This is a genomic window from Halobellus sp. (assembly GCF_042218505.1).
In the GTDB taxonomy this organism is placed as follows: Archaea; Halobacteriota; Halobacteria; order Halobacteriales; family Haloferacaceae; genus Haloquadratum.
The window spans coordinates 143,105-164,811 of the sequence record NZ_JBDGQZ010000026.1; the positions used below are offsets into that span (position 1 = coordinate 143,105).

General features: G+C 65.9%; 25 protein-coding genes, 1 tRNA gene and 1 pseudogene. 10 read left to right on the forward strand and 17 right to left on the reverse strand.

Going from position 1 to position 21,707, the window contains the following annotated elements; genetic code table 11:
* Nucleotides 1–61: 61 nt before the first annotated feature.
* The gene (locus ABEI27_RS08985; RefSeq protein WP_375799063.1) at nt 62–298 is read left to right on the forward strand and encodes a UPF0058 family protein; all 237 of its coding nucleotides are present in this window, start codon (nt 62–64) and stop codon (nt 296–298) included.
* 120 nt (nt 299–418) lie between these two features.
* Here ABEI27_RS08985 and ABEI27_RS08990 read toward each other — a convergent pair whose 3' ends face one another.
* The 4 genes from ABEI27_RS08990 to malQ all read right to left on the reverse strand — a co-directional run bounded on the left by ABEI27_RS08990 (nt 419) and on the right by malQ (nt 4,126).
* Nucleotides 419–793: a group 1 truncated hemoglobin gene (locus ABEI27_RS08990; RefSeq protein WP_375799064.1), complete on the reverse strand. Its 375-nt coding sequence runs from the start codon at nt 791–793 to the stop codon at nt 419–421.
* A 137-nt stretch (nt 794–930) separates the two neighbouring features.
* The gene (locus ABEI27_RS08995; RefSeq protein ID WP_375799065.1) at nt 931–1,398 is read right to left on the reverse strand and encodes a DUF555 domain-containing protein; all 468 of its coding nucleotides are present in this window, start codon (nt 1,396–1,398) and stop codon (nt 931–933) included.
* Nucleotides 1,399–1,458: 60 nt separating this feature from the next.
* Nucleotides 1,459–2,394 (reverse strand): DNA-3-methyladenine glycosylase family protein, encoded by a 936-nt coding sequence (locus ABEI27_RS09000; protein WP_375799066.1) that lies wholly within the window; start codon nt 2,392–2,394, stop codon nt 1,459–1,461.
* A 241-nt stretch (nt 2,395–2,635) separates the two neighbouring features.
* Nucleotides 2,636–4,126, reverse strand: coding sequence for a 4-alpha-glucanotransferase (gene malQ, locus ABEI27_RS09005; RefSeq protein ID WP_375799067.1), 1,491 nt, complete (start codon nt 4,124–4,126; stop codon nt 2,636–2,638).
* Between the two features lie 109 nt (nt 4,127–4,235).
* Here malQ and ABEI27_RS09010 point away from each other — a divergent pair, with 109 nt between their 5' ends.
* Complete coding sequence (locus tag ABEI27_RS09010) at nt 4,236–5,093, forward strand: SDR family oxidoreductase (RefSeq protein ID WP_375799068.1); 858 nt, start codon at nt 4,236–4,238, stop codon at nt 5,091–5,093.
* A gap of 22 nt (nt 5,094–5,115) precedes the next feature.
* On the opposite strand, the gene ABEI27_RS09015 is transcribed toward ABEI27_RS09010, so the two are convergent.
* Both ABEI27_RS09015 and ABEI27_RS09020 read right to left on the reverse strand, forming a co-directional pair.
* Nucleotides 5,116–6,354 carry an ArsA family ATPase gene (locus tag ABEI27_RS09015; RefSeq protein WP_375799069.1) on the reverse strand — a complete coding sequence of 413 codons (1,239 nt, stop codon included), beginning with the start codon at nt 6,352–6,354 and terminating at the stop codon, nt 5,116–5,118.
* Nucleotides 6,355–6,632: 278 nt separating this feature from the next.
* Nucleotides 6,633–7,388, reverse strand: coding sequence for a YIP1 family protein (locus ABEI27_RS09020; RefSeq protein ID WP_375799070.1), 756 nt, complete (start codon nt 7,386–7,388; stop codon nt 6,633–6,635).
* Between the two features lie 109 nt (nt 7,389–7,497).
* Between ABEI27_RS09020 and ABEI27_RS09025 the strand changes: the two genes are divergently transcribed.
* Both ABEI27_RS09025 and ABEI27_RS09030 read left to right on the forward strand, forming a co-directional pair.
* Nucleotides 7,498–7,656, forward strand: coding sequence for a hypothetical protein (locus tag ABEI27_RS09025; RefSeq protein ID WP_375799071.1), 159 nt, complete (start codon nt 7,498–7,500; stop codon nt 7,654–7,656).
* A complete protein-coding gene (locus ABEI27_RS09030; protein WP_375799072.1) occupies nt 7,649–7,846 on the forward strand; it encodes a hypothetical protein in 198 nt (65 codons plus the stop codon). Before ABEI27_RS09025 ends, ABEI27_RS09030 begins: the two co-directional genes overlap by 8 nt.
* Before the next feature lie 20 nt (nt 7,847–7,866).
* Here the strand turns inward: ABEI27_RS09030 and ABEI27_RS09035 are convergent, their stop codons facing one another.
* Nucleotides 7,867–8,988 carry a pyridoxal phosphate-dependent aminotransferase gene (locus ABEI27_RS09035; RefSeq protein ID WP_375799073.1) on the reverse strand — a complete coding sequence of 374 codons (1,122 nt, stop codon included), beginning with the start codon at nt 8,986–8,988 and terminating at the stop codon, nt 7,867–7,869.
* Between the two features lie 135 nt (nt 8,989–9,123).
* Here ABEI27_RS09035 and ABEI27_RS09040 point away from each other — a divergent pair, with 135 nt between their 5' ends.
* Both ABEI27_RS09040 and ABEI27_RS09045 read left to right on the forward strand, forming a co-directional pair.
* Nucleotides 9,124–9,687, forward strand: coding sequence for a CinA family protein (locus ABEI27_RS09040; protein WP_375799074.1), 564 nt, complete (start codon nt 9,124–9,126; stop codon nt 9,685–9,687).
* 60 nt (nt 9,688–9,747) lie between these two features.
* Nucleotides 9,748–10,311 (forward strand): metal-dependent hydrolase, encoded by a 564-nt coding sequence (locus ABEI27_RS09045; RefSeq protein ID WP_375799075.1) that lies wholly within the window; start codon nt 9,748–9,750, stop codon nt 10,309–10,311.
* Between the two features lie 118 nt (nt 10,312–10,429).
* On the opposite strand, the gene ABEI27_RS09050 is transcribed toward ABEI27_RS09045, so the two are convergent.
* Nucleotides 10,430–11,158 (reverse strand): PHP-associated domain-containing protein, encoded by a 729-nt coding sequence (locus ABEI27_RS09050; protein ID WP_375799090.1) that lies wholly within the window; start codon nt 11,156–11,158, stop codon nt 10,430–10,432.
* 200 nt (nt 11,159–11,358) lie between these two features.
* On the opposite strand from ABEI27_RS09050, the gene ABEI27_RS09055 reads away from it, so the two are divergent.
* Entirely contained in the window at nt 11,359–11,661 is a 303-nt protein-coding gene (locus tag ABEI27_RS09055; protein ID WP_375799076.1) for a hypothetical protein, read from the forward strand.
* Nucleotides 11,662–11,784: 123 nt separating this feature from the next.
* On the opposite strand, the gene ABEI27_RS09060 is transcribed toward ABEI27_RS09055, so the two are convergent.
* The 5 genes from ABEI27_RS09060 to ABEI27_RS09080 form a co-directional block, all read right to left on the reverse strand.
* Nucleotides 11,785–12,237, reverse strand: a complete 453-nt coding sequence (locus ABEI27_RS09060; protein ID WP_375799077.1) for a transcription elongation factor Spt5 — start codon at nt 12,235–12,237, stop codon at nt 11,785–11,787.
* A gap of 1 nt (nt 12,238) precedes the next feature.
* On the reverse strand, nt 12,239–12,412 hold the full coding sequence (locus tag ABEI27_RS09065) for a protein translocase SEC61 complex subunit gamma (protein ID WP_089764591.1): 174 nt from the start codon (nt 12,410–12,412) through the stop codon (nt 12,239–12,241).
* Between the two features lie 62 nt (nt 12,413–12,474).
* The gene (ftsZ, locus tag ABEI27_RS09070; protein WP_375799078.1) at nt 12,475–13,650 is read right to left on the reverse strand and encodes a cell division protein FtsZ; all 1,176 of its coding nucleotides are present in this window, start codon (nt 13,648–13,650) and stop codon (nt 12,475–12,477) included.
* Nucleotides 13,651–13,749: 99 nt separating this feature from the next.
* Nucleotides 13,750–15,180 (reverse strand): D-aminoacyl-tRNA deacylase, encoded by a 1,431-nt coding sequence (locus ABEI27_RS09075; protein WP_375799079.1) that lies wholly within the window; start codon nt 15,178–15,180, stop codon nt 13,750–13,752.
* 75 nt (nt 15,181–15,255) lie between these two features.
* Nucleotides 15,256–16,587 carry a sodium:calcium antiporter gene (locus ABEI27_RS09080; protein ID WP_375799080.1) on the reverse strand — a complete coding sequence of 444 codons (1,332 nt, stop codon included), beginning with the start codon at nt 16,585–16,587 and terminating at the stop codon, nt 15,256–15,258.
* Between the two features lie 158 nt (nt 16,588–16,745).
* On the opposite strand from ABEI27_RS09080, the gene ABEI27_RS09085 reads away from it, so the two are divergent.
* Nucleotides 16,746–17,552: a shikimate dehydrogenase gene (locus tag ABEI27_RS09085; protein ID WP_375799081.1), complete on the forward strand. Its 807-nt coding sequence runs from the start codon at nt 16,746–16,748 to the stop codon at nt 17,550–17,552.
* A gap of 12 nt (nt 17,553–17,564) precedes the next feature.
* On the opposite strand, the gene ABEI27_RS09090 is transcribed toward ABEI27_RS09085, so the two are convergent.
* The 4 genes and pseudogenes from ABEI27_RS09090 to ABEI27_RS09105 form a co-directional block, all read right to left on the reverse strand.
* Complete coding sequence (locus ABEI27_RS09090) at nt 17,565–18,053, reverse strand: type IV pilin (RefSeq protein ID WP_375799082.1); 489 nt, start codon at nt 18,051–18,053, stop codon at nt 17,565–17,567.
* 85 nt (nt 18,054–18,138) lie between these two features.
* Nucleotides 18,139–20,079: an ABC transporter ATP-binding protein gene (locus tag ABEI27_RS09095; protein WP_375799083.1), complete on the reverse strand. Its 1,941-nt coding sequence runs from the start codon at nt 20,077–20,079 to the stop codon at nt 18,139–18,141.
* A 101-nt stretch (nt 20,080–20,180) separates the two neighbouring features.
* A complete protein-coding gene (locus ABEI27_RS09100) occupies nt 20,181–20,456 on the reverse strand; it encodes a hypothetical protein (RefSeq protein ID WP_375799084.1) in 276 nt (91 codons plus the stop codon).
* A 98-nt stretch (nt 20,457–20,554) separates the two neighbouring features.
* Nucleotides 20,555–21,046 (reverse strand): annotated as a pseudogene (locus ABEI27_RS09105) (DUF192 domain-containing protein); the annotation flags it as partial.
* Nucleotides 21,047–21,133: 87 nt separating this feature from the next.
* Between ABEI27_RS09105 and ABEI27_RS09110 the strand changes: the two are divergent.
* Together ABEI27_RS09110 and ABEI27_RS09115 are read left to right on the forward strand one after the other, a co-directional pair.
* Nucleotides 21,134–21,206 (forward strand) — tRNA-Val (locus ABEI27_RS09110).
* A gap of 190 nt (nt 21,207–21,396) precedes the next feature.
* Complete coding sequence (locus tag ABEI27_RS09115) at nt 21,397–21,567, forward strand: glycine zipper domain-containing protein (protein ID WP_375799085.1); 171 nt, start codon at nt 21,397–21,399, stop codon at nt 21,565–21,567.
* Nucleotides 21,568–21,707: the final 140 nt, after the last annotated feature.

The window sequence follows — 21,707 nt, forward strand, 5'->3', positions numbered from 1 at the left end:
TTGTGTGTTAACGAGACTCAGGATAGTAATATATTCTTCCGGTTTTAACCCTTGGTTGCTTATGAAGAAGCAGGAGCTCATCCACCTTCACGGCCTGCTTGCAGAGGTACATACTCAGGTCGAATCGTGGGAAGACGAAGAAGTCCCGCTCGAAGCATACAACGAACTCGGCGTCCGACCGACATCGATCCACAAGTCGAAAACGGATCATAAAGCCGCTGTGTTTAAATTAGTCAAGGGGATCACGTCCTCGATGGACGAGGTCGAACAGGATCGCGTCGCTGCCGCTGCTGACTGATTCCGACGACTTACACCACTTCTCTACTCACTCTCACGACCCAGCGGCAGCGCCGAAATCCCGGTTCGTTGCGCTGCGCGCGAGACTCGTCGGCGCTGAGTCTCGACTCGCATCGCCGTCTCAGTCGTCGTCCTCGCTTGCGAGCAACTCCGCACGATACGACGCGACGGCACCCACGACGGCCTCTGCGTCCGATTCGGGAACGTCGTGGGCGTCGACACTGGCCTGCAGGTGCTCGATTGCGCGCTCGATGTGTGCCTCGGTGAACGAGACGTGCAGGTGTGCCTCCTCGACGGGCGCCGCGTCGTACGTCTCGGGGCCGCCGGCCGCCTCGCACAGAAAATCCGTCTGGGTCTGTCTGAGCCGCTCCATCTCGGCGTCCTCGAACAATGGTCCCACCATCTCGTCCTCGAGAAGTCGGTCGTAGAAGTCGTCGACGACCGCACGGATCCCGCCGTGTTCACCGAGCCGTTCGTACAGCGTCGATTGGGTCATATGTCACCATAGTGGCTGCTGATACACGATTGTATCGGTTCTTTTCGCTATTTCGCTTTGGACCGTGCCCGTCGCCACGCAAAACAAAATGTTCGTCCAGACTGTCCAAAAGATCGCGCCGGGGCCGCCGCAGTCGCTCAGCCGTCTTCGACGAGGTCGTCGAACTCGGGGATGAGGTCGTCGTCCGACTCGTCCTCGACCTCCTCGTCCGTGTCGCTCGCCTCTTGGGTCGAAGTGTCGGCGTCCGTCTCAGACTTCGAGTCCCCGTCGTCTTCGATCTGCTCGACGCTAAGCACCTTCAGCGGGACGTTCTCCAAGCGTTGACCGATCTCTTTGCGAGCGATGCGCGTCGCGTGCTCCTGCTGTTCCACGTTGAAAACCGTCATCTCCAGTTCGAGGGCGACGAGCGCCTCGTCGGCGGCGATGAACGCCGGCGGCAGTTCCTCACCGGCGGGTGACGTCCGCGACCCCATCGAGATCTCGACGTAACTCAGATCCGGGTTGAGCATCTCGCCCGTCTTCGAGATGGCGATGCGGATCGCCTCGTCTGGCGTCGTCACGTCGTACACCGGGATGGCGGCCTCCACGACGACTCTACAGTCCATACTGCACAGTAGCACCGCCGACGGCATCAAAGGTTCGCCGCTGCGAACGAGCGTTCGCCGCTACTCGCCCCGCGCTCGGAGGTAATAGAAGAGGTACGTCTGAGCGTAGCCCGCGTACTCGCCACCGAGTCGCTCGCGGAGCGCCCGCGACGTCTCGGTGTAGTTGCCGCAATCGCACTCGGGGTAGTGCTCGGCAATCGCGCTCTGGATCCACGTGTCGAGCGGGACCGCCTGCAGATAGCCGAGCGAGAACAGGAGCACACAGTCCGCCACCTTGTCGCCGACGCCGACGAACCGCGTCAGCGACTCGCGCGCCTCTTCGTACGGGAGGCCGACCGCCTCGCGCGGATCGGCTTCGTCGTCGGCGACCATCTCGGCGGTCCGCTGGACGTAGGGCGCCCGATAGCCGAGTTTGAGTTCTCGCAACTCTTTTTCGGTCCGGGCGGCCAGCTGGTCCGGGCGGGGGAACGCCCGGAACGTCTCGCCACCGACTTCGTAGGGTGTGCCGAACTCGCGCGCGAGTGCGAGTTGCATTCCGTGGATGCGCGAGACACGCATCTGGGCCGAGCAGATGAACGAGACGAGACAGGGAAACGGCGGATCGCGGACCAGCCGCATTCCATGGTAGGCGTCGTACGCCCGTTCGATGAGGTCGTCGTCGGGCGTCGCTCCGTAGATCGCATCGAGGTCGTCGTCCAGTCGGAGAAGATGCGTCAGGAGCGGGACCGGATCGGCCGTCGCCTCCCACTCGATTTCGCCGTCGCGCTGGCGGATGCGGACGACGACGTCCTCGTCGGTGACGCCCTCAACCGGCGGGACGACCGTCTCGTACCATACGTCACCGCCGTAGACGTCCATCGACTCGTACATCCGGCCGTCCGCACGGTCCCAGAGGTACGACTGCCCGCTCTCCAGCGTCGCCTGCAGGTCGAACGGTCCAGGGATCTCCGAGAGCGAAAGTGCGCCGGACTCGAACGTCGTCGACGGATCGGTCATCGATGGAGGAAAGAAAGCGGCGCGTATCGGGGTTTCGATGCGAGACCGACGGCCATCGGAGCAACACCGGACCGGGAGCAACACGGCGACATCGTCCACCTCCCGACGAAGGTTTATGTCGGACCCCGCGGCCACTCGCGGTATGCGCTGAGACGGATCCCGCGTCGGGCAGCGGTTGTTCGGCACGACCGGCGCGGGGATGCGACGCGAGTGCCGACTGTTCGCAACCAAACGACTCCAGTCAGTTCCGGATGTGTTCGTCAGTGATCCGGGCGAGCCGATCAGCGAGGGGATCGGTGAACGCCTCGGCAGTGGCGCGCCACGTCCAGTTGCCGTGGGTGGTCCCGGGCTCGTTGAACCGGGCGTGGCTGTCGAGCCCCAGGACATCCTGTAGCGCCGTGAACGCGAGGACGGCGTCCGAGCGCCAGACCGCTTCGATCAGCGACCAGTTGATCTCCGACCCGTCCGCGCCGATGTTGTACTCCAGACAGCTCCGCTGCTCGGCCGAGAGCGACTCGAAGTACCCGATGACCGTGTCCGTGTCGTGGGTGGAGGTGTAGCCGACGCTGTTCTCGGGGTAGTGCATCGGCTGGTACATATCACCCTGCTGGCACCAGTCGGCGTAGTGGGGCACGCGCATCGACGGGAAGCCGAAGCGGTCTCGAAGGTCGACGAGCCCCTGGTCTACGAAGCCGAGGTCCTCGACGATGAACGGGAGGTCGTCGAAGTGACCGGCGAGCGTCTCGAAAAAGTCGTGACCGGGCGCGTCGCGCCACTCACCCGCAGACGGCGCGTCCGCATCGGTAGGGATCGCCCAGAACTCGTCGAAGCCCTTGAAGTGATCGATCCGCGTGACGTCGGCCAACTCGAACAGTCGCTCCAGTCGATCGAGCCACCAGCCGTAGCCGTCGGCGCGGAGCGACTCCCAGTCGTAAACCGGGTTTCCCCAGCGCTGGCCGTCATCGCCCGGATTCGGCGGGACGCCGGCGACGGCCGCGGGTCGCCCGTCATCGCTCAGGTCGAACGCCTCTGGACTCGCCCACACGTCGGCGCTGTCGAGGGCGACGTAAATCGGGAGGTCCCCGACGAGATCGATCCCGCGCTCGTGGGCGTACTCGCGAACGGCGCGCCACTGTCGGTCGAAGACGAACTGGACGAACCTCCGGTAGGCGATTTCGTCGGCGAGGTCCGCGCGGGACTCCGCGATGGTGTCGGGATTGTGCGTCCGGACCGGTCCGGGCCAGTCGGTCCACGCCCCGTCGTGGCGCGTCCGTAACGCCATAAACAGCGCGTAGTCGTCGAGCCACGCCGACTCGCGTTCGCAGAACGCTTCGAACGCGTCCCGCTCGGCCGCGTCGGCGTCAGCGTGGAACCGCTCGGCCGCCATCCGGAGGCGTCCGGTTTTGTACTCCCGGACCCGGTCGTACTCGACGTCGTGTTCGGAGAACTCTGGGACCGGAGCGAGGTCGTCGCGGTTGAGGTGTCCGGCGTCGACGAGTCGCTCCAGACTCACCAACAGCGGGTTTCCGGCGAACGCGGAGTAGGCTTGATACGGTGAATCGCCGTGGATCGGCGCTGTCGGGCCGAGCGGACAGAACTGCCAGTAGGACTGCTCCGCGGCGGCGAGCCAGTCGAGAAAGCGCCGCGCGCCCTGCCCCAGATCGCCGATCCCGTGCGGGCCGGGGAGCGACGTCACGTGGAGAAAGACACCGGCGCGTCGGTCGAACTGCATACTCGGAACTGCCCGGGCAGAAAGTTAAGCGTGTGGCCGTGGGACGGCCGATTCACGCACGGCGGCGACGAACCGGGGATTTACCACCGCGTGGGTCGTCACTCCGGGCGTGCATCCCAAGACGGTCCTCATCACCGGCTGTTCGTCAGGGATCGGCCGCGCCGCGGCACACGAGTTCCTCGACGAAGACTGGTCCGTGTACGCGACGGCGCGCAACCCCGCAGACATCGAAACGCTCGGCGAGAAGGGCTGTCGCATCGCGACGCTCGACGTGACCGACCAGGACGACGTCGACCGTGTCGTCGACCGGATCATCGACGAAGAGGGTCGCATCTCCTGTCTGGTCAACAACGCCGGATTCGGCCAGATGGGCCCGCTCGAAGACGTCCCCACCGACGAGGTCCACCGACAGTTCGACGTGAACGTCTACGGCCCGCACCGGCTGATCCGCGCCGTCCTGCCACATATGCGCGAGCAGGAGGACGGGACGGTCGTGAACGTCTCCAGCGCGGCCGGGCGGATCTCGTTCCCCGGCGGCGGCGTGTACGCTGGTTCGAAGTTCGCGCTCGAAGCGATGAGCGACGCGCTCCGCAACGAGGTCGACGAGTACGGCATCGACGTCGCCGTGATCGAGCCAGGCCCGGTCGAGACGAACTTCCGCGACCGCGTAGACCAGGAGGTCCACGGCGACGATAGCGACAGTCCGGATTCCGAAATCGCCGGTGTGGAACGCTCCGGCGCGTACGAATCGTTCTACGAACTCTTCGACGAAACCCAGCTGATCGGCGGCGGTGGCCTCGGGGCGATTCCCCCCGAGCGCGTCGCCGAAGACATCGTCAACGCCGCCTCCTCGACGAAGCCCCGGGCGCGCTACCAGCCTGGGACGGCCGCGCGAATCGCGACACTGGCCCGCTACCTCCCCGCTCGGTGGCTCGACACCGCGTACCGGTACCTCCGGAAACTCTGAGCGAGAGCTGCGGTCGGGAGCCCTACGACAGGCAGTTGGCGACCACACGAAGCGCGTCCTCGCCACGAACTTCCTCTGCGAGAAGCGGGACGCGCTTCACTGATCGCCCCCGGAAGAGGTCGGTCGCGCGCTGGATCGCGTCCTGCTGGACCTGCCAGCGCCGCTGACAGAACTCACAGTGCTCCAGGTCGGGGGCGACGACCCAGCGCTCGTCGACGTCGGCGCCTGTCACGTCGGCGAGGTCCTGCATCACGCGGTTGACGACGAGCGTCTGGACCGGAATCCCGTAGCCGTCGAGGCGCTCGACGAGCCGTTCCGTTTCGACGACGCTCATCTCTTCGGGAATCATCACGACGCGGAAGTCGGTCTTCGTGGGATCTCGAAGCACTGCCCGGAGTCGCTCGATCCGTTCGCGGAGTTCGTCGAGGTCGATCTCCGGGGTCTGATCGTCCGATCCCATCCCGAACATTCCCTTTACCCCCTCCATCATTCCCGAGAACTGCTGTCGCATCTTCGCAATGCGCCCGAGCATCGAGTCCATCATCTCCGGGAGTTCGAGCAGCCTGAGGGTGTGCCCGGTCGGCGCGGTATCGACGACGACCCGGTCGAATCGCGGGTCGTCCAGATATTCGAGCAGTTGCTGCATCGCTGCGGCCTCGTCGGCACCGGGCATCGAACCGGGACCCATCGCCCCGCCGAGGAGATCCTCCATCCCGCCGAGGTCGCCGAAAGGCGACTCGCCCACCGGACCCGATCCAGCAGCACCCCCACCTTCGTCTCCGGTGAAGGGGGTACCGTCGACGTCCGGGCCCTGCTCGAACCCGCTTGATCCAGCCGCTTCTTGCCCCTCGCCCCCGGCTTGGCCGCCAGCCCCGAACGGGCCGGCGACGACCGAATCCGGGTCGATTTCGGCCGCGTACAGGGGAACGTCTTCGCGGACGCGCGCCGGATCAGCGGGTACGTCGACGTCGAGGGTATCTGACAGCGAGTGCGCCGGGTCAGTTGACACGACGAGCGTCGCGGTTCCGGCCGCCGCGGAGGCCAGCCCCGTTGCGGCCGCCATCGTCGTCTTGCCGACGCCACCTTTCCCGCCGTAGAGGATGTACTCGGGGGCGTCGACTTCGTCCGGCAACCCCGCGACGTCGGCCGTTTCGACCCGATCGACCGCCTCGACGTCGACGGTGTGATCGTGGCTCTCGTCGCTGCCATCCGACTCGTCGTCCTCGGCTTCGTCGACTGCGTCGACGTCGATGCTGGACATACGCGGGAGGACGCGTCGGGGACTTGTGTACTTCTCGGTCGGCAGACACAGCGGCGGCTCTCGGCCGTCGGGTCGGTCGGGGACGATCGTTCACCGCGGGTGGGTCTGGAGACAACACGCCGTCCCCGACCGTGGTCAGGATCCGGTGTCTCGGGCGCGGTCAACGCCCAACACGGCCGGATGGGTACTCGGATCGTACCCAGTACTAGTACGATCGTCGAGCGCAATAAACGCCTCGCCGGTCGCGGAGACGGAATCGGCGGGTGACCTCTGTTCGATCACACGCTGAGGAGCGTCTGGGTCAACACCAGGAGGTAGCCGCTCGCGTTCACGACGCCGGCGAGTTCGAGCGCGCGGCGCGACGAGAGGGCTGTCAGCTCCCGGAGGCCGTGATAGTGGATCCATCCCGTCCAGACCGTCGCGAGCGCCGGGGGAACGAGCGTCATCGGAAGCGCGGCCCGGAGCTGGGCGGCGAGCGCGTCGGCCGTCGCCGACGCCGAACCGCCGGCTGCTCGGAGGGCCGACGGGTCCACCGTGGCGACCAGGACGCCGGCGACGACGAGCGCGCTCGCCGCCCAGGGCACCGTCCCCCAGCCGGCGATCGCGATCGCCTCCCGTCCCGTCTCGAACGAGTGACGCGCCAGCGCGTACAGCGCGGCGGTGATCCCGACCCACGCGAGACACAGCGCGATCCCCCGTCCGAGCGCTTCCATCGCGACGACTCGCCACACGACCGATCTGACGCCGATCCGGGCGGGCTCGGCACAGTCCTCCGGCGTCCCGAACGTCACCGTCTCGCCGTCGACGCTGAGGTTCGGGTAGTCGCGTGACTCACAGAGCGACCCCTCGGGATGATCGGGGTTCGGGACGGTCGTCGACGAGTCGAAGCTCGTCGCGAGGAGCCAGCCGACGGGGAGCATCGCGAGACTGGCGACGAGCGCCGAGAGCGCGACCACGGCGAGCGCCCGATTCGCGGAGGCGTCGCGCTCCCGGAAGTACCGCTTCGGAGAGAGGGGAGCGAGCGGGGGAACCATCCGCCACCATCGATCGTGGCCTCGATAATAAACTCTGATATGATCCGACCGTACCGATATATACTGCACATACCAAGGTATATTTCCGGCGCTCCGAGTTGACTGCCTGATGCCCTCCGGACTGACGACGCTCTTCGTCCTCCTGTTCGTCGTCACGATGGCCTGGGTCGGGATCGCCTCCGCCGTTGCCGTCGGCGTCGAGCAGGGACTGAAGCGGTATCGCGGCGAGTCGAATCGGGTCTTCCAGTCGGAGTCGGAGGATGGATAGGGAGTCGGCGGCCGCCGCGATGGAGATTTCCGGCGTGACGCTGGCGCTGATCGGCGGGATCGGGCTGGTCGGCGGCGACGCCGGGGCGGTACTGCCGGCCTCGCCCGGCGACCGGCGGGCCCTCCTCGCGCTCGGCGTCGGCGCGGGGCTTTTCCTCCTCGGCACCGCCGTCGGCTCCCTCGACAGATGATCCGCGGCAGGCGCGTCCTGTCACCGGCTCTCGAAGTACTTCCTTAGCCGGCCGGCCGCCTCGTCGACGCGGTCGGTGCAGAGCGAAACCCGGATCCAGTCGTCGTAGGCGTTGCCGAAGGCCTCGCCGGGCATCCCCGCGACGCCCGCCTCCTCGATCAGGCGTTCGACGTTCGCCATCGTCCCGGGGAAGTCTGCGAAGCGCGCGAGGACGTAAAACGCCCCCTCGGGCGTGGTGTAGTCTGCGCCGATGGTGTCGAGCGACGCGGTGAGCGCGTCGATCCGCCCGCGGATCGTGTCGCGGACGGACTCGTAGTACGACGGGGGCGTCTCTCGAAGCGCGTGCGCAACGGCAGTCTGCGCCGGCCGACTCCCGGTCACGTTGACGAGCATATGGCGGGTGCGCGCGGGGTCGACCAACCGCTCGGGGAAGACCGCGTAGCCGACTCGAAACCCCGTGATCCCCATCGACTTCGAGAACGACGAGGTGACGATAACGTGATCACGGTCCAGCGTGAGTGCGCTCTCGAACCGGCCGGTGAAGTCGAAGTGGTCGTACACCTCGTCGACGACGAGCAGCGCATCGACTTCGGCGGCGACGTCCGCCAGCGCGGTGACCGCTTCGATGTCGTACACCGCTCCCGTGGGGTTGTTCGGCGTGTTGAGGACGATCGCCGCCGTCTCGTCGGACGCGGCCTCGCGCATCCCCGCGACATCGACGTGGCCGTCCTCGTGGACGGGAACGCGCGTCGAACTCCCGCCGAGCATCGTCGCCTTGCCCGGGTAGTACGGGTATACGGGATCGGTGAGGAGGAAGTCCGATCCCGTCCCGCGCTCCATTCCGGCCGCCATCGCGAGGTAGTTGGCCTCGCCCGCGCCGTTGGTGACGATGACGCGCGAGACGTCGACGTTCCGGCGGGCGGCGATCTCCTCGCGGAGTTCGCGGAGTCCCTCGCTCGCCTGGTACTGGAGCTCGGGCGGATCGGCCTCGGCGTAGTCCGCCAGCCCCTCGCGGAGCGCGGCTGGCGGTTCCCAGTCGGGGTTGCCCGAGACCATATCGACGACGTCGCGGTCGGCGTTCTCGGCGTACTTGATGACGCGGAAAAAGAGCGGTTCGTCGTACGCGTCGTCCGTCTCTGTCATCGTCTTCGGCCACGACGGCCGGGCAAGTGTGTCTTTCGTCGTCCCTGTCGTCTGAGCCCACAGCGACCTGATTCCGCTGGCAGCCCTAACGGTCGCTCCACACGTTCTTTATCGATCCGCACCCTCGGAGTGGATATGCGAGAGTTCGCTTCCGATCCACCAATCGAGAGACGCGTCGCCGATGCGCTGCGCGAGGTGGACACGACCGTCGCCGTCGCCGAGTCGTGTACCGGTGGACTGATCGGGTCACTCCTCACCGACGTCCCCGGGTCCTCGGACTACTTCGACCGCTCGATCGTGACGTACTCCTACGAGGCGAAACTGACCGAACTCGGGGTCGCTCGCGAAACGCTCGACGACCACGGCGCAGTCTCAGAACCCGTCGCGAGCGAAATGGCCGCAGGCGTCCGTGACGGCTCCGGGACCGACTGGGGACTCGCGACCACCGGTATCGCCGGCCCCGACGGCGGGACACTGGAGAAGCCCGTCGGCACGGTCTACATCGGCCTCGCCTACCGCGGCGAGTGGGGCACTGGCGACTCCTACACCCGCGTGGCGCGGTTCGAGTTCGACGGCTCTCGCACACAGATCAAAGAGCGGATCGCCAGACGGGCGCTCTCGCTGCTCCACGACGCGGCTGCTGGGGACCGCGGTACCGACGACGACAACTCGGACGCGCAGGACCGTTGCTCCGGGTGAAATCCCGCGACGGAGCGGGAGACGCAACGTTTGTACGGGCTGCCGACGCAGTCACACCCAATGAACAAAGAGGGACACGTGCTGAACGGGGCACTCCTGGCGATCGGTTTGGGATTCATCATCACACTCGACCCGACGGCCGGGCCGCTCGTGGGTGGTGAGGCCGGCGTTACGCCCGCCGCGCTCGCGGCGGCACTCGGCGACGTCGTCTGGAAGATGGTTGAACTGTCGATTCCGGTCACGCTCGGCGCGCTCTTTCCCGATGTCGACACCGCCTTCGGTCGCCACCGGAAGACGCTGCACAATCTGCCGGTTCTCGCGATCTTCCTCGCGTTCCCCTACCTCTTCGGAAACCTCCAGTTCGTCTGGATCGGTGTAGCCACCCACTACGTGCTCGACGTCCTCGGTTCGAAGCGCGGGATCGCGCTTTTTTACCCGTTTTCGACCGCCGAGTACGGCTTTCCGACCGGCGTCGCCACGTCGAGTGCGTGGGCGACCCGCGTGACGGTCGCCGTGACAGCCGTCGAACTCGTCGTCCTCGCTCTCGTCCACAACTACGTGTTCGCGCTCGACACGTCGCTGGTCGAGGCGGCGAACCTCCTCGGGGCTATGGTCGGTTTCTGACCGGATCGCAGCGGTCGTGTCCTCACGGTCTGTGGCTCACGATGCGTCCGCGCACTCGTCACCGTCGAGCGCCACTCTCTTGACCGCGCTCGGCGGGAAGAGACGAGCGCACTCAGTATCAGTACTCGCTGACGGCGTCGAAATTGCCGTCATAAGCCACGTGGTCTGGATGCGTCGGTTCGGTTCCCGAGAGCATCAGGCGATCGACCTTCTTCCAGGAGTTCTCGTACCCCAGGTGTGCGAACTCCGCGAGACAGCGGGCGCGGTGCGCAGTGCCGTTACGACGGTAGACGCGACGCGGTGCCCCGTCCCGCAGTGCCTCCACCAGGTCGGACTCGCACTCGATCCGCCGGTCGAACGTCGTCCAGACCTCACCGACGCTCCCGCGGAGATGTGCGTACGACGAGCCGAACGTGGGAATATCGGAGTCGCTGGCGATCGACTGTGCTCGGCTGTTCTTCTGCGGCCACACCTTGAAGTTGTGCGTCTCGATGGCGTGCACTCGGTCTTCGACTGCGGCGATTTCGTCGGCCGACAGGCTGACGTTGAGGAATTCGGGGTGGGGGACGAGGACCGCCGCCTCCTGCGCCGCAAACGCCGAGAGCGCGCCGTCGAGACTGATGAAGTCCGGCACCGGATCGGTGAGACCGACCGCGAGGACGTGCCGGCGATTCCGCCAGGTGCCAGTGAACACCTCGCGGCCGGGCACGACGAGGAGCTCGTCGTCGGAGAAGCGCGCGGCGCGCTCGCGGATCTCGGGCAGTCGCGTGAAGTGCGGGGCATACACCAGCACGTCGAGGTCGCGGGCCTTCGCGCGGGCGGCCACCGTCTCGTCTACGACTTTCACGTGGGGATCGACGCGGGTCGTCGCCGCGCTGACGCCCGCGACACTGGCCGCCGTCGCGTCCGTGCCCTCGCGGACTGAGTGCTTCCCATCGGAGACGACCGTGTCGCTCACGTCTGTCGATCCGCCCGGGGTCGGGTTATGGATTTCTATTCCCCGCCGACTGCGGAACGATTTAGTCGTCGCTCTCCGTGCGTTCCGGTATGTCCCTGTGGAAGTGCGGCATCGGCGGCTGCCCGGAGCGCTTCGAGGACGCCGAATCCGCCATTATCCACCAGACGGTGGAACACGATCGCCACGAGTGTGCGGTCTGTGGCAGCGTCGTCCCCGACGGCTACTTCGCCATCCGACACGCCTTCGAGGAACACTCCCGTGCAGAGTACGTCCGAGCGTACGACGCCGACTCGACGGCGGTCCGCGTCCGTGAAGATGTCAAAGCGGATATCGAAGACGAGGCTGACCTCCGTGGGGTCGTCGAGGAACTCAAGAGCCGGGATGCGCTGTAGCCGCCAGAATCGAGGACGAACAGCGACGCCCACCGACGGGCCCGAACGTCCTCCAGCGGTCCTCCCAATCGAGCGTCTATCGACGATAGCACTGCGCGAACGAATCGAAGAGCGACGCGGCGCTCAGCGCTCGTCGCTGTCGAGAACGCGGATCTGATCGCCGCGGACGGTGACCGGGATCGGAACCGTCGCCTCGTAGAGTTCGACGGTAACCTGATCTTTCGTCTCGTCGATCCGCTGCACGCGGGCCTTCTCTCCTTTGAACGGGCCGGCGATCAGTTCGACGATGTCGCCCTCGGCGATTCCCTCGACGTCGGGTGTCGGCGAGAGGAAGTGTTCGACTTCGGCCATCGACGACCGGCCGGCCTCGCCGCCGCTCTTGACGAGTCCGCGGGCGTGGGGAATCTCCTCTAAGACGCGCGTGATGATGCCATCGTTGTCGGCTTCGACCATCACGTAACTGGTCAGCGAGTCGGGCGCGAGCACGGCGTGAATCTCGTCGGCCTCGCGGTTGGCGATCATATCGGCGACGGTGCGCTCCTGGCTGGCGGTGGTCTTGACCGAGTAGATCGGCACGTCACACACCCCCCGGGAGGAAGGTCATAACGGCGTAGATGAGAAAGCCCATAAAGCCGACCAAGACGATGCCGGCACCGGCAATGAGACCGATCTGTGAGAACTCCTCCCACGACGGAGTGCTGGCCAGCTTCAGCACCCGTACGTAGCTGGTCAGGTCGTACTTGACGTCCATCTTATCGCACTGTAACGCGCCAGGCTTTTTCTATCTATTGATGCGGCGGGGCGAGGGCGGGGCTACTCGACGTAGTCGATCTCGGTGCCCGGTTCACCGCTTGCGCCGCCCTGCTGGCCCTTCTGGGGTGCCGTCGGCTGCGGATTGACCTCTTCCTCCTCGCTCCGGCCGTAGATCTGCGGCGATTCGACGCCGGTGACGACGATCATCGTCCGCATCGTCCCGTCGACCTCCTCGTCGACGGACGTGCCCCAAATGATGCGGGCGTCGGGGTCGATCCGGTCGTAGATCTCCTCGACGACGCCTTCTGCTTCCTCGATGCTCATATCCGAGCCGCCGGTGACGTTCACCAGCGCGGAGTTCGCCCCCGAGATGTCGACGTCCAAGAGCGGCGATCGGAGCGCGCTTTTGACGGAATCTTGCGCCTTCGATTCCGAATCCGACTCCCCGAGACCGATCATCGCGACGCCGCCACGCTCCATTACGGTCTTCACGTCGGCGAAGTCGAGGTTGACGAGCCCCGGCTTCGTGATGAGTTCAGTGATGCCCTTGACCGAGCGCATCAGGACCTCGTCGGAGACTTTGAACGCCTGTCGGACCGGGAGTTTGCCGACGGCATCGAGCAGCCGGTCGTTGGGGACCACGATGACCGTGTCTGCGACGTCGCGGAGGCGTTCGAGCCCCGCTTCCGCGTTGGTGCGCCGGACTTCGCCTTCGGCCGTGAACGGCGTCGTGACGATGGCGATGGTGAGCGCGCCGGCTTCGCGGGCGGCCTTCGCGACGACCGGCGCCGAGCCAGTGCCGGTGCCGCCGCCGAGGCCCGCCGTGACAAAGACCATATCGGAGCCGTCGATCGACTCGTAGATCTCGCCCTGGGACTCCAGCGCCGCCTCCTCGCCGACCTGGGGGAGCGACCCTGCGCCGCGCCCCTGGGTCTTCTGCTCGCCCATCAGGATCTTCGTGTCGGCTTCGATTTCCACGAGGTGCTGGACGTCGGTGTTGGCGGCGACGAGCGTCGCCCCCTCGATGCCCTCCTCGTGCATTCGGTTGACGGTGTTGCCGCCGGCGCCTCCGCAGCCGACGACCGTGATGTCCGTCTGCAGGTCGACGAGGACTTCCTCGAGTTCCTCGTCGGTCATCGTTCCGGTCCGTGGCGCTTCGTCTGTGCTGGCGTCGACGGCGTTCCCATCCCCCGTCTCCTCGGCCTCGTCTATCGCATCGTCGACGATGGAGTCCATAGTATGCCCGTTCGTACCGAACACAGCTTAATTATCTTTCCCCCTTCTGTCAGACGCGCGTCTGACGCTGACGCGGGCCGACGCGGGCATCTAGGGCGATCACGCCGAATCGGCCTTCGAATCGCGCGCCGATTCGGCATCAACGGCGATAACTGGGGCCGCTGCGCGGAGGGTCACTCGCTCGCTCGTTCGGACCTCGTCGGGGCGTACAGTTCGTCCCGCGACCTCGACTGACTCGCCGGCGGACAACCGGCCGAACGCCGGACCTTCCGGGACGCCCGCCTCGGCGGCCGCGGCGGGATCGAACGTCTCCCGCACCGCGACGACGTCCTCGCCCGATCGCTCGACCGCGTCGTACTTCGATTCGAGCACCTCACAGAGCGCCTCAAGAAGTTCGTCGACGGCCGCATCGTCGGCCACGACTGCGCGACCGCGTGGCTTCGTTCCGCCCTCGACGGTCTCGAACGCGAGCGCGTGCGCCGCCACGGCGTCGAACGTCGCCTCGCGGCCGATCCCAGACGCCTCCGCGAGCAGGTCATCCGGGAGCGAGACGACCGTGAAGTCCGGATCGGCGGCCGCCTCGGAGACCTGCTCCGCCGGATCGCCGAGGCGTACCCCGTCGTCGATGGGGGCGAGCACGCCTTCGAGGGTGTCGACGAGGTCCAGTGGCACGCCGCTCGTGACCTGGAGCCACGTCTCGTCCACGACGCGGTAGCCGAGATCTTCGAGGACGGCTTCGAGGTCAGGGTCGTCGCCGGCGACGATGGCCCGCGTCGCCGCCGACTGATCGAAGGCCTGCTCGATCACGTCCGCGTTGGCCGCGGGTGCCCCCATCGACTTCTGGACCCAGTCGGCGGCGACGTGGCCGACTCGCCAGTCGGTCTCCCGGAGGATTCGCTCGAACTGCGGGGCGTAGTGGCCGCCGCCGAAGCCGACGATCTGGCGGTTCTCGCCCGGTCCGTCCCCGCCGGGGGCCGCGTCTGCGTCGACTCCGGAGAGTTCGAGGACCGAGCGCGCGACGGCCCGCGCGCCCTCGGGGTCGCTCCACTCGGACTCGCTGCTGCCGAGTTCAACGAACAGCGACGGCGCGCCGACGTCGCTCGGGCCGTGATGGGTGCATTCGACGCCGACCTCGTACTCCTCGGGGGCGTGCCGGCCGAACGCGGACAGCGCTTCGCGCTGCACGTTCGGGCAGGCCCGCGCGAGTTCACCCGGGTCGCCGCCGTACTCCGCGGGGCCGAAATTCCCGGTGAAATGCGCCGTCAGGAGCGGCCCGGTGTCGCCCGCGTGTCGCGAGAGGAACGCGACGAACTCGGGAGCCGAGGCGAACGCGTCGGCGGCGTCGACGAGTTCGAGATGCCAGGCGTCGAACGTCCGGAGTTCGAAGTCGCCGTGGCGGTAGTACGTCCCGCCGCCTGCGGCGTCGCTCCTGGTATCGTCGGTCAGTTCGTCCCACCCGACCAGCGAGCGAAGCGCCTCACCGATCGCGACCGACGCGTCGTCCGCTCGACTCACTACGAGACCGATCACGCTCGGGAGTGGCCGCCCGATCGTATAAAAACGCACCGAGGCGGCAGTATGTGCGCACGTCCCGCCGGCACCGATTCAATCCGCGTGTTCCGGATCCGGAATCGGCGTGCCGCGGATGTTCGCGACAGTCCGCTTGGCGAGTCGTCTGAGTTCCTCCCGTCGAGTGGCGAGCAGTCCGATCCCGAGCAGGACGTAGACGACGGTGTACGCGAGCAGAATGTAGATCGAGTACGTCTCGGCGGTCGCCTCGGGGACGGTCTGGATGATCGCAAACTCGATACCCACCTGTGAAACGAAGAGCACGAGCAGTGTCACGGCCTCGCGGACGCTGATCCGGAAGTTCACGAGAATCGCCAGCGCGAAGAAGCTCTGGGCGGCGGTGAGCCAGATCTCGGCCGTCTGCTTGAAGTCGAACGGAAGGACGCCAATGGCACCGAGCGAGATGCTGTAGACGACCGCGAGTGTCCCGATCAGCAGCGTCCACTGGTTCAGTTTCGAAGATATCAGGGCGTTGAACGCCGCAGTCGCGCGGGCCTTATTGACGAGGTACGCGGTCACGATTAGTTCGGGGCTCTCGGAGGCCAGCGGCGCGATCCACTGGATCATAAAGAACTCGGGAATGCCGTACTGGAGACCCAACTCTTCGAGGCCGTGGGCAAACGGTTCGACCGCCGTGAGAATCAGGAACCCGGAGTACGCGAACAGCGTGAGAATGACCGGCGCCCGGACCCGCCGGGATTTCGCCTGGAAATACGCCGGGACGCCGACCTGCTCGTCGTGGTCCTCGGCGTCGCCACGGATGATGATCCCGATATACGCGACGTACAGCCCGACGAGAACGATCGTGTCGATCATTCCGATGCCGCCGTTGAGCGGGACAAAGAAGGCGAACACCGTCGCACCGAAGAGGAAGAGAATCTCCGTGGCGATGCTCGGGTCGAGTTTCACCGCGTCGCGGAGCGTCCCCTCGTTATTGACGACGCTGTCGTCGCCCCGGGACCCCGAGGTCGCCTTGTAGATCGAGAATAACGCGATCCCGGACCAGCCCAGTCCGATGAGGATGCGGTTCGCGCCGGTCATATTCGCCACTGCGAGATTAGCGGCAGCCGAACTACCCGGATCGGCACCGGCTTGCCACGCGTAGAGCGCATCTACCGCGTACTCCGGCGCGACCGCGAGGACGGCCAGCACGGCGAGTGCGAACGCCCGCGGGACGTCCTTCTCGGCCGTCTCTGCGCCCCACGCGAGCAGGAACGACGCACCGAGCACCGCGAAGCCGCTGACGGCGACCGTCGTCAGCGATGTGAACCCCTCAGCGAGGCCGGTCGCCCACGAGAACACCCACGGCAGAGTCAGTACGACGGCAGCGCCTGTGGCAGTGAGCGGGTGGCGCAAGCGCGAAGTCATTACTCCAGAAAGTGGCCCTCCTGTCCATATCCCTTGTGGTTCCAGCACGAGAGCGTATACGTCTCTCACACAGCGCTATTGTGCCAATCGTTGCCACGAGCGACGCGAGACTGGCCGTCGAACTACCATTTAATTCGGTGGCCGGCGCAGCCTTCTCTATGGACGTATTCGGACTCCTCGGCACCCCCGTCGAGCACTCGCTGTCGCCGCCGATGCACGAGGCGGCGTACGACGAACTGGACTTGGACGCTCGCTACGTCACGTTCGAGCCGGACCGCGACGCGGCTGCGGCCGCCGTCGAGAGCGCGGCCACGCTCGGCATCGCGGGACTGAACGTCACGATTCCGTTCAAACAGGACGTGTTGGACGCCGTCGAACCCGACGACGTCGCCGGACGCGTCGGCGCGGTGAACACGATCGACTTCTCCGGCGGAACACCGACCGGGCACAACACCGACGTTGCCGGCGTCAAACGGTCGTTCGCCCACCACGGCGTGGCGCTCGACGGCCGCGATGCCGTCGTCGTCGGCGCGGGTGGCGCGGGTCGAGCCGTGGCGTTCGCGCTCGCTGACGCCGGCGCGGCCGTCCACATCGCTAACCGAACCGCCGAGCGCGCAGAGTCGCTGGCAGCGGACGTGCCCGGGGCGACGGCGGGCGGCCTCGACACGCTTGATCGGGTCGCTGACGCGGAGATCCTCGTCAACGCCACGAGCGTCGGGATGGAACCTGACGACGACGACACGCCGGTACCCACAGCGCATCTTCACGGGGGACTCGCCGTCCTCGACGCGGTGTACGCACCGATCGAAACGCGGCTCCTTCGTGAGGCGTCGCAAGCCGGCGCGACGACGATCGACGGGGCGTGGATGCTGTTGTTTCAGGGCGTCGAAGCGTTCGAGCGCTGGACCGACCGCGACGCGCCGGTGGATGCGATGAACGAAGCATTGCGGGCGCACCTCGGGTGAGCGCGCGACGTCTCAACAGTGACTCGTGGCGTTTCCGACTGCAGGGGTTTCGATTTCCACGGTAAGCAGCGTCGCCGACTCGCCATCGCCCGGTCGGTGGACCATCCGGTAGACCTCGCCCTCGCAGGCGTGATTGAGCGCGCTGTCGCTTCCGTATCCGTCGATGTGGGCGTAGTCGCCGGCGGTGAGCGGGCCAGCCGTGGTCCAGACAGCGTCCCACCTGACCGCGTTGCCGTCGCTGTCGACGATGTAGAAGTCCTCGCCCGGTTCGATCTTTCCGCCGGTCAGCGTGATATTCACGTACGGTCGGTCGTCGGTGTTCCCCGCACCGTCAGCGACATACGCCGTCTGATAGCGGTACTGCGGGGCTGGATCGTTGGGCATCTCGATGCCGAGCAGCAATCCGCCAACGACGGCCGCAGTGGCGACAACGATCACGAGCATCAGGGCGACCCCGATGACTGGTGAGACAGCACGGTCAGCCGGCCGGATGGAGGGCATCGTACTGACAGGTGCGACCGCCGCATCATCAACGTTCGGCTCCGAATTTCGATTTCGAAAACGGCGGCGTTTGACGACGTGCGGTTCAGTCGTCGGCGTCGGGTTCGATCGTTCGCGACGCCCGGCGGGTCGCCCGCTCGATAAACTCCTGGGGCAGTTCGTCGATCTCGCCGGCCTGCACGCCCCAGAGGTGCGCGTACAGGCCCTCGTCGGCCAGCAGTTCCTGGTGGGTCCCGCGTTCGACGACCTCGCCGTCGTCGAGCACGACGATGGTGTCGGCGTCCTTGATCGTCGAGAGGCGGTGGGCGATGCTGAACGTCGTCCGGTTGGCAGTGAGTCGATCGAGCGACCGCTGGATCAGCATCTCGGTCTCGGTGTCGACGTCCGAGGTGGCCTCGTCGAGGACGAGAATCTCGGGATCACGAAGGACTGCTCTGGCGATTGAGAGCCGTTGCCGCTGTCCGCCCGAGAGTTTGACGCCCCGCTCACCGATCTCGGTATCGTAGCCGTCCGGGAGGTTCTGGATGAACTCGTGGGCCTCGGCGGCCTTCGCCGCCTCGACGACCTCGTCCTGGGTCGCCCCGAACGTCCCGTAGCGGATGTTCTCTTCGACGGTCCCGTAGAACATAAACGTCTCTTGACTGACGTACCCGATCGATCGACGGAGACTCTGGATCGTCACGTCGCGGACGTCGGTTCCGTCGATTTCGACTGCGCCCTCATCGACGTCGTACATCCGCAGGAGAAGTTTCAGCACCGTCGACTTTCCGGCGCCGGTCGGTCCGACGAGCGCGAGCGTCTCGCCGCCGCCGACCTCGAAGGAGACGTCCTCGACGATGGTCTCCTCGGTATCGTAGCCGAAGGAGACGTCGTCGTAGACGACACGCCCGTCTTCGACCGCCAGATCTTCGGCGCCGGGGGCCTCTTCGATCCGGGCGGGTTCATTCATCAACCCGAAGATGCGCGCGGCGGAGGCGTAGGCGCGCTGGTACATATTGATGATCTGCCCGAACTGCGCCATCGGCCAGATGAACCGCTGGGTGAAGAGGATGAAGCCGACGAACTCTCCGGGGGTGAGCGACCCCGAGAAAATGAACGGCGCGCTACCGGTCCGCTGGTAGGTGAGAACCCAGGTTCCGCCCAGGAGAAACGTGAGAACGAAGCCGATTCCTGAGAGGACCCGCAGGCTCGGGAAGAACTTGATTCGCGTTCCGATGGCGTCCCAGTTGGTGTCGAAGTACTCCTGTGAGACGTCGTCGACGCGGTCGGACTCGAACCCCTCGGTGTTCGAGGACTTAATCACCTGGATCCCGCCGAGGTTGTTCTCCAGCCGGGAATTCAGCTGCCCGACCGACGAGCGGACCTCAGCGTATTTCGGCTGGATCGTGTTGACGAACCGATAGGTGAAGTAGCCGATCAGCGGCACGACCGTGAGCGTGATCAGGGCCAGTTGCCAGTTCCAGTAGAGCAGGATCCCCGCGATGCCCAGCACCATCACGCCGATGCGGAACGCGGAGTTCATTCCGTCGTTGAGAAAGCGCTCCAGCCTGTTGACGTCGTTCGAGAGAATCGACATCATCTCGCCGGTCTGCTTGTCGGCGAAGAAGTCCATATTCAGCCGCTGCATCTTGTCGTAGGTGTCGGTCCGGACCGCGTGCTGGATGTGCTGGGCGAAGGAGTTCCAGCCCCAGTTTCGGGTCCAGTGAAACGCCGCGGCGCCGAGGAAGGATCCGGCGATAAGCGCGATGGAGAGATAGAGCTGTCCGGTCCGGGTCGCCGGGAGCCATCCGTCGGGAACGAGCCACAGTGAAAACGGACGTGTGTCGGCAAAGATGGAGTCGACCGCGACCGCGAGCAGGACCGGCGGGAGCAGATCGAGCACCCGAGCGACAATACTCGAGAACAGTCCAACGACGAACGCGCCGAGATTGTCGCGACCGTACTCGGCGAAGAGCCGTCGCATTGGGTTCTCCGTCCGCTCGCGCTGACGCTCAAACGGATCGTCGTCGTCGAGGGAGGCAGCCATCGTCACCTTTCAGGGTCGAGCGGTACTAAAGGGTTTGAATGGAGCCGAATTCCCCGGCGCTCACGGCGTCCGCCGCAGCCAGAATCTGACCGCCGGCGACCTCACAACGACCGCTTCTCGATGTCGGTGTCGATCCCTGCTGTGTCGAGATCCTTGCGGATCCGTTCGCGGAGCGGACCCGGAACCGTGCTGCGGCCGACTGGCACGGCCGTCTCGCCGTCGCCTTTCACTTTCCAGTACAGGACGCACTCCGAGGGTGCGTAGAACTCGACGCTGTAGCGGTCGTCCTCGCCGCGGTAGTGGACCCGCGCGGCATACCCCTCGCTCTGCCAGCCGTCGAGGTCGCCGAGCGCGTCGATCCGATCGTCCTCGCTCATACCTCGAGTATGGGCTCTCGGGGCCTCGACCTTTCGCTTTCAGGTTCATAGCTGGCTGGGAGACGGGTCACGTTTCGTCCGGCCCCCCAGCGCCCCACCACCTCGACGTAGTCACCGGCTTCGATTCCGTGCTCCACGGTGTAGTTGTACGGCACCTCCAGCACGTACTGTGCCCGGCCGGTGTAGCGGGTCAACTCCGTGTTCGAGGTCCCCTCCGGCGGACGTTCGGCGTGGTGGATCTGTGTGACCGTCCCATTCGCCCCGATGAAGACGATGTCGAGTGGAAACGCCATCTCTCGCATCACGTACGCCTGTCGCCCCTCGGCGTCGTGAACAAACAGCATCCCCTCGTCCGTCCCGAGCGATTCGGTGCTGCTGAGGCCAACGTAGCGCTTCCGTGTCGTGTCAGCGACCCGGACGTCCACGGCCGCGAGCGTCTCGCCGGTCCGATCGTCGGTGACGGTGACAGTCGTGCGCTCGTATTCGCCCGTCGGGAGGAGCCCCGGATTGCTCGCGACCACGACGTACCCGGCCGCGAGGAGGGCGACACCGGCGAGCGCAAGCGCGGCGAGCGTCCGGCGATCAGGCATACGCTGCGATTCGGCCGTACGGTGGTAAGGGTTCGGTCGTACGGGATTGGAAACGGTTATACACGTGTGTGGATTCGTTTCGGCTACGGGCTCGTGGTCTAGTGGTTATGACGCTTCCCTTACAAGGAAGAGGTCGGTGGTTCGAATCCGCCCGAGCCCATACGGATTTTGTGACGAACCGAATGGTGAGTCGCAAACCCATAACCGAGCGGCGGATTCGAACGGAGCGAGCACCGCGAGCGACTGGAGTTCGAATCCGCCTGTCGAGAGGAACCGGTCGCGGTGATGACCCAGTCTCGCGCCGGATCCGCCGGGCAGTTTTTGTTCGTGTAGTCCAATCTTCTGTTGATATGAAGTGTTGTGGTAAGAAGTCACACGCAGAGCGCGGGGCGAGAGCAGGAGCAGCAGTCGGCGCGGCGCTCGGCAGCCCTCTCGGGCCGTTCGGAGCCGGTATCGGTGCCGGATTCGGCGGTGCGACGGGGTATCTCGCCGGACGGGTCCGCGACGATCTTACTCCCTGAACCGGGGGCCGGAGTCGCGGGACGGCGGTGGAACCGACCGAAACTGAGCCGATCCGAAACCCTTTTTTATATACTCGGCTTCGATCGAACTGCGCCGCCTTAGCTCAGACTGGGAGAGCACTCGACTGAAGATCGAGCTG

Coding starts and splice junctions, on each gene's coding strand:
- ABEI27_RS09020 (WP_375799070.1), bottom strand. CDS start 7,388: ATGGTTCCCCCGCTCGCTCCCCTCTCTCCGAAGCGGTACTTCCGGGAG.
- ABEI27_RS09100 (WP_375799084.1), bottom strand. CDS start 20,456: ATGAGCGAGGACGATCGGATCGACGCGCTCGGCGACCTCGACGGCTGG.
- ABEI27_RS08990 (WP_375799064.1), bottom strand. CDS start 793: ATGACCCAATCGACGCTGTACGAACGGCTCGGTGAACACGGCGGGATC.
- ABEI27_RS09015 (WP_375799069.1), bottom strand. CDS start 6,354: ATGTCCAGCATCGACGTCGACGCAGTCGACGAAGCCGAGGACGACGAG.
- ftsZ (WP_375799078.1), bottom strand. CDS start 13,650: ATGGACTCCATCGTCGACGATGCGATAGACGAGGCCGAGGAGACGGGG.
- ABEI27_RS09115 (WP_375799085.1), top strand. CDS start 21,397: ATGAAGTGTTGTGGTAAGAAGTCACACGCAGAGCGCGGGGCGAGAGCA.
- malQ (WP_375799067.1), bottom strand. CDS start 4,126: ATGCAGTTCGACCGACGCGCCGGTGTCTTTCTCCACGTGACGTCGCTC.
- ABEI27_RS09035 (WP_375799073.1), bottom strand. CDS start 8,988: ATGACAGAGACGGACGACGCGTACGACGAACCGCTCTTTTTCCGCGTC.
- ABEI27_RS09025 (WP_375799071.1), top strand. CDS start 7,498: ATGCCCTCCGGACTGACGACGCTCTTCGTCCTCCTGTTCGTCGTCACG.
- ABEI27_RS09080 (WP_375799080.1), bottom strand. CDS start 16,587: ATGACTTCGCGCTTGCGCCACCCGCTCACTGCCACAGGCGCTGCCGTC.
- ABEI27_RS09000 (WP_375799066.1), bottom strand. CDS start 2,394: ATGACCGATCCGTCGACGACGTTCGAGTCCGGCGCACTTTCGCTCTCG.
- ABEI27_RS09030 (WP_375799072.1), top strand. CDS start 7,649: ATGGATAGGGAGTCGGCGGCCGCCGCGATGGAGATTTCCGGCGTGACG.
- ABEI27_RS09090 (WP_375799082.1), bottom strand. CDS start 18,053: ATGCCCTCCATCCGGCCGGCTGACCGTGCTGTCTCACCAGTCATCGGG.
- ABEI27_RS09045 (WP_375799075.1), top strand. CDS start 9,748: ATGAACAAAGAGGGACACGTGCTGAACGGGGCACTCCTGGCGATCGGT.
- ABEI27_RS08985 (WP_375799063.1), top strand. CDS start 62: ATGAAGAAGCAGGAGCTCATCCACCTTCACGGCCTGCTTGCAGAGGTA.
- ABEI27_RS08995 (WP_375799065.1), bottom strand. CDS start 1,398: ATGGACTGTAGAGTCGTCGTGGAGGCCGCCATCCCGGTGTACGACGTG.
- ABEI27_RS09040 (WP_375799074.1), top strand. CDS start 9,124: ATGCGAGAGTTCGCTTCCGATCCACCAATCGAGAGACGCGTCGCCGAT.
- ABEI27_RS09055 (WP_375799076.1), top strand. CDS start 11,359: ATGTCCCTGTGGAAGTGCGGCATCGGCGGCTGCCCGGAGCGCTTCGAG.
- ABEI27_RS09065 (WP_089764591.1), bottom strand. CDS start 12,412: ATGGACGTCAAGTACGACCTGACCAGCTACGTACGGGTGCTGAAGCTG.
- ABEI27_RS09085 (WP_375799081.1), top strand. CDS start 16,746: ATGGACGTATTCGGACTCCTCGGCACCCCCGTCGAGCACTCGCTGTCG.
- ABEI27_RS09095 (WP_375799083.1), bottom strand. CDS start 20,079: ATGGCTGCCTCCCTCGACGACGACGATCCGTTTGAGCGTCAGCGCGAG.